The organism is Methylobacterium sp. WL116 (genome assembly GCF_008039455.1).
Classification (GTDB): Bacteria; Pseudomonadota; Alphaproteobacteria; order Rhizobiales; family Beijerinckiaceae; genus Methylobacterium.
In genome coordinates this window covers 1-9,773 of the sequence record NZ_VRUV01000133.1, presented here as the reverse complement: position 1 = coordinate 9,773, position 9,773 = coordinate 1, and the positions used below count along the sequence as shown (strand labels likewise).

Here is a 9,773-nt window from a genome sequence, read left to right as displayed (position 1 = left end):
AGCCCCTCGACCCGGGCGTCGGCGCTGAGGTCGAAGCGGTCGGCCGCGGTGGGCTCGGCCGCGAGCCGGGCTTCGACGAGGTCCAGGGCGCTGTCCCGGGTGCGCAGGCCGGCGGCCTTCAGGCTGCCCGCCACGTGCGGCCGGGCGAGCGGGCCTTTCAGGCTACCGTCGAACACCAGGGTCTTGAGCTCGCTGTCGGCGGCCCGGGTCACCCCGCCCTCGGTCGGCACGGCGCGGGCCTGGAGGGTGAAGTCGGCGTTCCGTGCCACGTCCAGGGTGCCGCGCGCGTCGAGGCGGGCGGTCCGCGAGGTCAGCTCGAGCCGGTCGATCCTGAGCGCGCCGCCATCGGAAAACCCGAGGGCGCCGTCGAGCTTGGTCGTGCCGGAGAACACCGCCGCGGCCGGGCCTGGAAGCAGGCCCTCGATGCGCGCGGCGAGGTCGAGGGCGAGGCGCCGCTCGGCCCCGACCCGCGAGATCCGGGCGCCGCCCTGGGCGCCGATGGTCTCGCCGGCGGAGAAGTCGAGGCGGGCGTTCCAGGCGTCCAGCGTCCCGCGGCCGTCGAGGTCGAGGTCGACAGGCGGGGCGCCGGGCATGTTCAGGCCCCTGGAGAGCAGGCCGCCGGCCGGCTCGTTCAGGGTCGCCTTCAGCTCCAGGCGCTCGCCGTGCGGCACGAACAGCAGCTTGAGGCCGAACCGGCCGCCGGCATCCTGGCGCTGCACCGCCGCGTCGAGGTCGAGCCCTTCGGACGGCGCGCCGAGCTTCGCCCGGCCCTTGGCCGAGAGCCGCGCCGGCTGCCCGGCGAGCCCTTCGCCGAGGACGAGCTCGGCGAGCGAGAAGTCCTTGATCTCGACCTTGACCGGCAGGTCCGGCAGCAGGGTGCCGTCGGGCTCTGGCGTCGCGGCGACGGCGGAGGGCACCGGGCGCCGCAGCACGTCGAGCCGGCCGACCTCGAGGGTGTCGACCTCGAGCCGGCCGGAGAGCAGCGCGAGGCGGCGCCAGACGATGCGCGCCCGGTCGAGCTTCAGCCAGACCCCGTCGCGGTCGCTGATCGCCACGTCGCGGATCGTGGCGTCCGACGAGAGGGCGCCGTCGACCGCGCCGATGGCGACGCGCGACGACGGGGTGGAGAGCGCGCGCGACAGCAGCCCGCCGAGCATGGTCTTCTCGGCCTCGTCGGCGGCCTGGGTGACGGCCGCGGGCGCGGCGAGGCCGAGGACGAGCAGGATCGCGACGGCGACGCGGATCCCTCCCCCCCCTGCGGGGGGAGGGAGAACGCGCGCGAACCGATCCCGTATCCCCATCAGAACGACTGCCCGAGGCTGATGTAGAGGGCGACCGGGCGCTCGTGGTTGCCCTTGATCCGGTCGAGGGGGAATGCGACGTCGACGCGGATCGGGCCTATGCCGGTGTAGTAGCGAAGCCCGAGGCCCACCGCGGTGCGGATGCGCTCGTCGAAGTCGGGGAGCGAGCCGGCGAACGCCGTGCCCGCATCGAAGAACGGCACCACGCCGATCGTGTCGGTGACCTTGATCCGGGCCTCGAACGAGGCTTCCAGCAGGCTTCGGCCGCCGACCGGCAGGTTGAACGGCCCGCGCGGGCCGAGCGTGCGATAGGGGAAGCCGCGCACCGAGCCGCCGCCGCCGGCGAAGAAGCGGATGTTGGCCGGGATGTCCTCCAGGCTCGCGCCGGAGATCGAGCCGAAGCCGAGGCGGCCGGCGAGGATGTACCGCGCGTCCTCGTCCAGGGCGTAGTAGGTCGAGCCCTGCGCCTTGGCGACGAAGATCGACGGATCGGAGCCGAGGAAGCCGGCATAGGGCGTCGCCGAGGCCGTCAGCCGGACGCCCCTGGTCGGGTCCAGCAGGTTGTCGGTCGAATCGTAGGACACCGAGACCGGGATGCCGACCAGGCGGTAATCGACCTTGCCGAGCGCGTCCTGGGCGCGGCCCGCCTGCCCCTCGACGCCGACCTGCGCGTAGAACGTGTCCGAGAAGCGGTGGCGGACGCCGAGCGTCCCGCCGGCGGCGTCCGCGACGTAGCTCTGCTGCGCCTCGCGACCCGCGAACAGGTTGGCGATCAGGTCGTTGCGGGTGCCCCAGAGCGCCGGCTTCACGAAGGTGGCGGACAGGCGCCCGCCGAGCCCGTTCGACTCGATGCCGGCGAGCTTGCGCTGCGTGGCGTAGAGATCGTTGCCGAGGTAGAACAGGTCGGCGTCGAGCCGGATCGTCTCGCCGCCGCCGAACAGGTTGCGGTTGGCGTAGGTCGCGCGGATGCCGGGGCCGTCGACGGTGGAGTAGCGGGCCGAGACGCCGATCAGGTTGCGGTCGCGCTCGGTCACGTCGACGAAGATCGGCAGGTTGCCCTGCGCATCCAGCGCCTCGCCCTCGCGCACCCGCACCGAGCCGAGGCCCTCGACCTTCACCAGCGCCCGGCGCATGTCGGTGAGCGCCTTCGGCGAGTACGGGTCGCCCGGCTCCGCGTCGATGAAGGAGCGCACCACCGCCGGGTCGATGTCCTTCGTGCCGCGGACCGTGACCGCGCCGAGGCCGGCCTGCGGGCCGGGATCGACGGTGAAGGTCACGTCCATGACGTGGGCGGCGTCGTCCACGACGGGATCGCGCGACACCACCTTGGCGAAGGGGTGGCCGCGCTCGCGGAAGCGGTCGACGATCTTCGCCTCGCGGGCGAGCACGAGGCTGGAGCGCGCCGGCGTCTCGTCGTCGACGCGGGTGAAGCGCTTCGGCAGCACCTCCTCGGGGAAGGCGGCGCCTTGCGGGTCGCGTACGGTGACGGTGCGCAGGGTGTAGAGCGGCCCGGCATCGACCGCGATGCGGACCGGGACCAGGGTGCGGGCGCGCTCGGCATCCGCCGCCCGCGCGGCGGCGATCAGCGAGGCCTCGCCGCCGAGCACCACCTCCTCGATCCGGACGGTGACACGGCCCGCGTAGTAGCCGTAGCCGGAGAGCGCGTCGGGCAGGCGCCGCAGGTCGGCCTCGGCGCGGCGCACCAGCCCTTCCCCGTCCGGCGGCGGCTCGCGGCGCAGGCGGTGGAGGGTCGAGGTGTCCTCCAGCGTCTTCTCCAGGTCGGAATCGTCGGTGCCCTGGATCTTCAGCGCGTAGGGCAGCGCGGTGGCGCTCGGCGCCAGGGGCTCCTCCTCGGAGCCGAACAACCCGAACAGGTCGAAGGCCGCGGCCGGCGAGGCGGCCAGGGACAGGCCGGCGGCCATGACGGCGCCGGCGAAGGCGCCGTTGCGGCCGCGCGGGACGGTGGTGGCGCGATCCGGGTTCCGTCGCGTCACGCGCAGGGGCCGGCCGTCCGCTGCACGTCCGCGGCGTGCGGAAATTCCGTCGCGCTCATCTCGAAGTCCCCCCTCGTCGCGATGCCGATCATGCCGGAGCAGGCCTTAAGGAAGGCCGCTGCCGGTGGTCCCCCGCCCGAGCCGGATCCGGGGTGATCGGGCGCCGGACCCTCCGTCCGGACCCCATCGCGCACCGGGCCGAACCTAGACGGCCGGGCCGGCTGCGGCAACCTTCGGCGGGCTTCGCAGGGGGCGGCGCCGGGACTGTCGGCCGGACTCTTGTCAGACGGCAGGCCGCGACCTAACTCCAGCGTGCGTCGATGCTTGCCGGCCGCCGCCGGGTTGCTCCGCCCGCTGTCCCTTTAGCCACTTGCAAGGGCGTCGCTTCGACTGACATTCCATCTCGACATCCAACCTGCTTCGCCCACCCCCGCGCGTGGACAGCCGCTCGGGCCGGCAGGCTCAACACATCGATACGACGGAGGTAGGCGCCATGAGCACGGGCACCGTGAAATGGTTCAACGAGACCAAGGGTTACGGCTTCATCCAGCCGGATGACGGCGGCAAGGACGTGTTCGTCCACATCTCCGCCGTCGAGCGCGCCGGCATGCGCAACCTGATCGAGGGCCAGAAGCTCTCCTACGAGATCGAGAACGACCGGCGCACCGGCAAGCAGTCGGCCGGAAACCTCCAGGCGGCCTGATCCGCGACAGCGACGCCTCCGGACGGAGCGGTCCGGGGGCGTCGATCGTCCCGCTGCGGCATATCCGCATCTGTCCCTGGATTTGCGACGGCGCGACGACGATTGTCACCCATCGCGGCGATTTCCGAATGCAGCTCAGGTTGCACGCCGCCCATCCGTCGGTCATTGGCTTTTTCGATTCGCCGCGAGGCGGAATCAGGCTTGCCGAATCCGATTTGCTGAAGGGCCCGTTCCCCCGGCCCCGTCCCGCGGATTGATCCGTCGCGGACGCTCCCGAAACCCGAAGTGAGACACCGTACGAGAAAGGTCAGATGAGCGCATTCGACTATCGTAATTTCGACGACCGCCGCCAGAATTCCGCAGCCGCCAAGGCTGCCCTGCTCGCCAAGTTCAAGGCGCGCCCCCCGGCCGACGACCCCGAGATGATCGCCAAGGCTAAGGCCCGGGCCGAGCTCGTCCAGGCCCGCGAGACCCGTCTCCGCGAGCGCGAAGCCGCCCGCATCGCCGCCGAGAAGCAGGCCGCGGAAGAGAAGCGCGCCCGCGAGGAGGCCGAGCTCGCCGCCCAAATCGCCCGCGAGGCCGCCGAGGCCGCGGCGTTGCAGGAGCGCAAGGCCGCCGAGCTCGCCGCGAAGAAGGAACTCCGCGACGCCCGCTATGCCGCCCGCAAGGCCAAGGTGAAGACCAAGCGCTGACGCGGACGCCGCGTCGTATCGGCCGCCAGACAGCGCCGTCCGCCCGCCGCGGACGGCGTTGCCGTTTCTTCCGGACCTTCGCGCCTCGCGCGGCCGTCCCGCCTGTCCGCAGACCGCCGAAGAGGAAACATGATCGAGCGGCATTTCCGACGGCGTGCGTGCCGGGCCGGCATCGGGCTGGCCGCGATGCTCGTCACCCCCGCGCTCGCGCAGCCGGACGATCGGGTCGCGGCCTGCGATACCCTCGTGTCGCTCCGCCTCCTTACGACCGCCGCCCCCGACCGCGCCGCCGCCCTCGCCCAGGCCGGCAGCCGGCCCGGCTGCAAGGCGATCCGGCGCGCCGACGTCGGCGCGGTCGAGCACCGCGCGATGATCGGCGGCGCGCCGTTCGAATGCCTCGCGGTGAAGGGCGAGCCGGCCTGCCTCTGGGTTCAGCCTTGAGGAGCTGAAGTCAGGATGACGGCCTGCGGGTCGGTCGATGCGTCGCGCCGAGATGCGGGGAGGCGCCGGCAGCCGTCCTGCTTCGGCTCACCCCGGCGGCGGGCGCATCGCCGGGACCGTCGTCGACGCCTCACCCCCATCGGGGCGGGTCGGCCTCAGACGCTGAGCGGCGCGCCGATGCGGGCACGCAGCTGAAGCCGCAGGTTCTCGTTGGCGTTGCCCTCGGCGTCGAGGGCCGACATCAGGCGCAGGAGCTGGCTGATCGGCGTGGCGCGGCCCTGGACCGCCTCCGCGATCCGCTCGTGGAGAGGCCTGTCGCTGCAGGGATTCCAGGTCTGTACGCTGGTCTCGGCCGTCTGACGCATGATCCGCCCCGTCCTTAGAAGGATCCCAGGAAGTTCCGGCGGGGTGGCTACGCCTTTCGCGCCACCCGCGCCAGTCTTATCCTGCGTTGTCCGTAGCCGGCGCGAGACCGCGTCGCATCCGGGCCACACGCATGCCAGGATTGCGGGGACAATTGCGGGCGCGCACCGGATTCGACGTCAGATCGTCTTGCGCTTTGCCAGCGGCGAGGATTCGAAGTCTTCGAGCAGGTGCTGTGGGCTGCGATAGATCGCGATGCAGCCGGCCGCCTTCAGGTCGGTTTCGGGGAACCCGCCGCACAGCAGGCCGACGGTGGCGAGCCCGGCCTTGCCGGCGGCCTGCGCATCGTAGGGCGTGTCGCCCAGGACCACGATCTCGGCGCGGTCGATGCCTTCGAGCCGCTTCAGCGCCGCCTCGAAGATGTCGGGATGGGGCTTCGAGCGCTCGGCGTCGTCCGAGCTCGTCGCCGCGTCGACGAGGTCCGCGATGCCGAGCACGTCCTGGTAGTGCTCGACCTCGCTGCGCTTGCCCGAGGAGGCCAGCGCGATCGTCGTGCCGTCGGCGCGGATCCGCTCGAACAGGGCGCGCACGCCCGGGAACGGCTTCACCCGGTCGCGGTAGGCGCGCTTGAACAGGTCGGAGCGGTAGGCCTCGATCGCCTCGCCCTGGTCGCGCAGCTGCGCCTCCGACAGGAAGACCGGCATCAGCTCGTCGCCGCCCTTGCCGATCTGGCTGCGGACCTTGGCGACGTCGGTCTCGACGCCGAAGTGGCGGAAGGCCTCGACCCAGGCCTCCGCGTGAAGGTCGACGCTGTCGAGCAGCGTCCCGTCGATGTCGAAGATCGCGGCTTTCATCGGCTCAGCGCGGGATCGGGACGAGGCGCAGGCCGTCGTCGGGCAGCAGGTTGCGCGTGGGGCCGCCGGTCTGCTGGCCGCGGCCCTGCTGGTAATAGGGCAGCTCCGGCCGCCGGTCGTTGTCGCCGCCGGAATCGTAGGCCCAGGCCGGCTGCCAGGGCGCGCGGCCGCCGACGGTGATCGGCACGGTCTCGCCGAGCGGGCCAGCCGGCGCGCGGTCGCGATAGACCTGCGCCTGCGCGGCGGCCGGGACGGCGAGCAGGGCGAGCAGAAGGCCGGCTGTGCGGAGCGTCATCGGGTCCTCGTGTCGGAAAGGGCGGCGCGCGGGGCGCGCGCGTATCCCGGCCGGTGCAGGGTTCTCGTCGGACAACGGCACAGCTTCGCCGCCGTTCCACGGCCCTCGTCGCGGACTCACGCCGCCGGCGCCTCCGTCCGCGGATGGACGTGCCAGACATAGGCGCACAGGAGCGCCACCGGCACGCCGATCAGCGCCGTGCCGACGAAGAACCAGGCGAAGCCGACATCGGCGATGATGAAGCCGGAGGCGCCGGCCAGCAGGCTGCCGGGGAGCGCGCACAGCGAGGTCAGCAGCGCGTACTGGCTGGCAGCGTGCTCGCTCGCGGCCAGCGACGACATGTAGGTGATCAGCACGATCGAGGCGAAGGCGTAGGCGAAGCTGTCGACGCTGACGGCGATCGCGAAGGTCCAGAACGCCGCTCCCCCGTCACCGCCGTGGATCGCGAGGTAGGCGAGCGCGAGGTGCGAGGCCGAGCCGAACACGGTGCCCGCGACGAGGCTCGCGAGGATCCCGATCCGCGGCACGACGAAGCTCGCCAGGAACGTGCCGGCCAGCGCGACGCCGAAGCCGAACAGCTTGGTCACCGTGGCGATGTCGGTGTTGGAGTAGTGCAGGCTCTTGAACAGCGGCATCGCCATCGCGCTCGACACGTAGCCGGGCATGCGGAAGCCCGCGACCATCACGAGGATCGGCACCGCCATCGGCCCGAGCCGCGTCACCAGCTCGCGGATCGGCGCGACCACGGTCTCGACGAAGCCGGCGCGCTCGTGCGTCGCGGGCCGGGCGGGTTCCGGCTCGGGGGCGATCAGGGCCGCGATCATCCCGGGCGCCATCAGCACGGCCATGCACAGGTAGGCGGCGCGCCAGCCGTAGGCGTCGGCGAGGTAGAGCGCCCCGGCGCCCGCCGCGAGGTTGCCGACCCGCCAGCCGACCTCGGCGAAGGACGACATCAGCGCCTGCCGCTCGGGCGCCACCGCGGTGATGCGCCAGCCGTCGATCACCACGTCCTGGGTCGCGCCGGCGAATCCCAGCGCCAGCGAGAACACCACCGTCCAGGCGAGGAAGTCGGCCGGGTCGCCGAAGGCGATGCCGGCGAGCGTCAGCGCCACGCCGAGCTGCGTCGCCACGATCCAGCCGCGCCGCCGCCCGAGCCAGCGCCCGAGGATCGGGGCGTCGTAGCGGTCGAGGAACGGCGCCCAGAGGAACTTGAACTTGTAGGCCAGCGTCAGCTCGCTCAGCAGCCCGAGGATGCCGATCGGCACCTTCGCCTCCGACAGCCACGCCGACTGCGTGACGTAGACCAGCAGGAACGGAAGCCCGGAGCTGAAGCCGAGCCCGAGCATCGCCACGATGCGGCGATCCGCGAGGTGGGTCAGGACCGACGGCTTGGCGGATGCGGGCGCGTCGGCCCCGCTCACGGCGTCTGGCATGCGAACCACAACCCCTGGCTTACGGAGATTCGGGGATCCGTCCCTCGCGCCTGCAGGATCGGCGTATCCCGCATCCGGGGCCATCCGGGAAGGGGGCATCCGGGAAGGTGCCGAGCGGGTCCTCGAAACGGCAAGAGCCCGCCCCTCGGTCGAGGGGCGGGCTCTTGCGGTCGAGTTTCGAGGCCTCGGCGGCGGCTCAGTGCAGGCTGGCGCCGGTCGTGGCGCGGGCGGCTTTTGGCTTGGCGGCGAGGCTGGCGGCCGCGAGCGCCTTCGGAGCCTTGGGGGCCGCGATCTTGGACGCCGCGGCCTTCGGGGCCGGCTTGGCGGCAGCGGTCTTGCTGGCAGCGGTCTTGCCGGCAGCGGTCTTGGCGGCAGGCTTCGCGGCGGCCTCGGCGGGCTTCGCAATGGCCTTGGCGCGGCTGGCGCGGGGCTTCAGGGTCTTGGCCGGGCTCGGGGCGAGGCTGGTCTCGGCGACGGCCTCGATCGTCAGGATCGGCGCGGGCGCGGCGATCTCGGCTTCGGCGCGCAGCCAGTGGGCGTCCGCCCGGCCGTGGATGCGGCCTTCGTCCTCCCAGATGTAGTAGGCGCGCTCGCGCACCCGGTGCTCGATCAGGTCCATGTCTCGTCTCCCGTTGCTGTCCCGGGGAAACGATGAAAGCCGGTGGTTAAGGCAGGGTTAACGGGTGTTGCGGTGCGAAGCCGGCGCGAATCCGTGCGCCAGCGCGGGGTCGTCAGCGCTTCGACAGGCGGAGCGCGTTCGCCCGGACCTTGCGCCGGTAGCCGGCGATGACCTTGGCGGTCGAGGCGCCGGACGCCATTATCAGCGCGGCTTCGCCCGCCGCCACGACCTTCTCGGTGACCATGCGCTGCGCCTCGGCCTGGCCGACGGCCCCGCCCGCCGAGAGCATCATCAGCCGCATGCCGATCACCTGCTGCGATTCGAACGCCAGCATCGTGGCGTCCATCCCGAGCTTGAACCAAGAACCGTACATGCGTTGACACTCCAGGCGAGGCGCGCGCGACGAGCGGCACCGGCGCGCCGCGGGTTCCCTCCGCGCGGCACCGGTGCCGTATCCGGCCCGACGAGAAAGAGGGGCTTCAGTCGAAGCTGCGGCCCTTGGCGGCCGAGCCGCCGAGGCTGATCTTCTTGGCAGGCCCGCCGAGGCTGACCTTCTTCGGCTTGGGCGCGCCGGCCTCGACCACCGGGACGGGGGCGGGCGCGGGCTTGAGGTGCGCCTGCCCGTGGATCACCGATCCGACCTCGCCGGCGACCCGGATCAGGTCCTCGCGCTCGCAGGCGCGGGCCACCTTCAGGCCGAGCTGGTGCATGTGGCTCTTGCCGTAGAGGTAGGCGGCGAGCTGTGCCCGCTTCAGCGGCGCGATGCCGGCGACGATCTCGGGGAAGTCGTACTCGTCGGCCCGGTAGACCTCGCCGAGCAGTTCCAGGGAGACCGGGCAGGCGGCATCGGGCTCGGCGCCGCTGGTCGGATGGGCTTGGGTCATGGATCACCTCGGGTCGATGTCGGGTCCGCGGCGGGGCCGGCGGCCGCGTCGGGGGAAGGTTCGGCCGGAGCGAGCGCGGCGCATGGTCACCGAGAAGGTCGTGGCGGCGGGCGAAGCCGCGCTGATAATGGCGTCCGGCGCCTCGACCGCCAAGGTCATCGCCGGCTACCGGCGCAAGGTCCGGGCGAACGCGC

The 9,773-nt window shown here is 72.4% G+C and carries 11 protein-coding genes and 1 pseudogene; 3 read left to right on the top strand and 9 right to left on the bottom strand.

Features of this window, described 5'->3' with window-relative positions:
* Positions 1 to 1,301, bottom strand: a pseudogene (locus FV223_RS12130) (hypothetical protein); the annotation flags it as partial.
* Positions 1,301 to 3,223 carry an autotransporter assembly complex family protein gene (locus FV223_RS12125; RefSeq protein WP_147727287.1) on the bottom strand — a complete coding sequence of 641 codons (1,923 nt, stop codon included), beginning with the start codon at positions 3,221 to 3,223 and terminating at the stop codon, positions 1,301 to 1,303. The pseudogene FV223_RS12130 and the gene FV223_RS12125, both read right to left, overlap by 1 nt.
* Positions 3,224 to 3,788: 565 nt before the next feature.
* Here FV223_RS12125 and FV223_RS12120 point away from each other — a divergent pair.
* The 3 genes from FV223_RS12120 to FV223_RS12110 all read left to right on the top strand — a co-directional run bounded on the left by FV223_RS12120 (position 3,789) and on the right by FV223_RS12110 (position 5,131).
* Positions 3,789 to 3,998, top strand: a complete 210-nt coding sequence (locus FV223_RS12120) for a cold-shock protein (protein ID WP_018043862.1) — start codon at positions 3,789 to 3,791, stop codon at positions 3,996 to 3,998.
* Positions 3,999 to 4,309: 311 nt separating this feature from the next.
* Positions 4,310 to 4,690, top strand: a complete 381-nt coding sequence (locus FV223_RS12115; protein WP_147727286.1) for a DUF6481 family protein — start codon at positions 4,310 to 4,312, stop codon at positions 4,688 to 4,690.
* Between the two features lie 129 nt (positions 4,691 to 4,819).
* A complete protein-coding gene (locus tag FV223_RS12110) occupies positions 4,820 to 5,131 on the top strand; it encodes a hypothetical protein (RefSeq protein WP_147727285.1) in 312 nt (103 codons plus the stop codon).
* A gap of 155 nt (positions 5,132 to 5,286) precedes the next feature.
* Here FV223_RS12110 and FV223_RS12105 read toward each other — a convergent pair whose 3' ends face one another.
* From FV223_RS12105 to FV223_RS12075, 7 genes are all read right to left on the bottom strand, one after another.
* The gene (locus tag FV223_RS12105; protein WP_147727284.1) at positions 5,287 to 5,496 is read right to left on the bottom strand and encodes a hypothetical protein; all 210 of its coding nucleotides are present in this window, start codon (positions 5,494 to 5,496) and stop codon (positions 5,287 to 5,289) included.
* Between the two features lie 177 nt (positions 5,497 to 5,673).
* Positions 5,674 to 6,348 (bottom strand): HAD family hydrolase, encoded by a 675-nt coding sequence (locus tag FV223_RS12100; RefSeq protein ID WP_147727283.1) that lies wholly within the window; start codon positions 6,346 to 6,348, stop codon positions 5,674 to 5,676.
* A gap of 4 nt (positions 6,349 to 6,352) precedes the next feature.
* The gene (locus tag FV223_RS12095) at positions 6,353 to 6,643 is read right to left on the bottom strand and encodes a hypothetical protein (RefSeq protein ID WP_147727282.1); all 291 of its coding nucleotides are present in this window, start codon (positions 6,641 to 6,643) and stop codon (positions 6,353 to 6,355) included.
* A 116-nt stretch (positions 6,644 to 6,759) separates the two neighbouring features.
* A complete protein-coding gene (locus FV223_RS12090; RefSeq protein ID WP_147727281.1) occupies positions 6,760 to 8,076 on the bottom strand; it encodes an MFS transporter in 1,317 nt (438 codons plus the stop codon).
* A 196-nt stretch (positions 8,077 to 8,272) separates the two neighbouring features.
* A complete protein-coding gene (locus tag FV223_RS12085) occupies positions 8,273 to 8,695 on the bottom strand; it encodes a DUF2934 domain-containing protein (protein ID WP_147727280.1) in 423 nt (140 codons plus the stop codon).
* Between the two features lie 112 nt (positions 8,696 to 8,807).
* Entirely contained in the window at positions 8,808 to 9,068 is a 261-nt protein-coding gene (locus FV223_RS12080; protein WP_147727279.1) for a hypothetical protein, read from the bottom strand.
* Between the two features lie 106 nt (positions 9,069 to 9,174).
* Positions 9,175 to 9,579: a hypothetical protein gene (locus FV223_RS12075; RefSeq protein WP_147727278.1), complete on the bottom strand. Its 405-nt coding sequence runs from the start codon at positions 9,577 to 9,579 to the stop codon at positions 9,175 to 9,177.
* Positions 9,580 to 9,773 lie beyond the last annotated feature (194 nt).